1 pseudogene is annotated in these 265 nt (G+C 66.8%); it reads left to right on the forward strand.

Annotated elements, in window-relative coordinates:
* Window positions 1-265, forward strand: a pseudogene (locus F1735_RS34940) (site-specific integrase); the annotation flags it as partial.

Below are 265 nucleotides of genomic sequence, written 5' to 3' on the forward strand. Positions count from 1 at the left end.
TGGCCACGCGCAAGCCGGCCACCGCGAACCACTGGCTGCGCAAGCTCAAGCTGCTGGTGAACTGGGCCGTCAAGCGCAAGATTATTCCCAGGCTGCCGTGGGACGTGCCCATGCTGCCGGTCCAGAAGATCCCGCGCGCCACCTTGCCCACCAAAACCACCGACGAATGGCTGGCAGAGATCGACAAGGCGACCACGCGCTCGCCGTCCGTCGCCATCGCTGTGCGTCTCATGTACGGCCTGGGCCTGCGCGAGTCGGAAGCGGC

This window comes from Massilia genomosp. 1 (genome assembly GCF_011682185.1).
GTDB classification, from domain to species: domain Bacteria; phylum Pseudomonadota; class Gammaproteobacteria; order Burkholderiales; family Burkholderiaceae_D; genus Telluria_A; species Telluria_A rubra.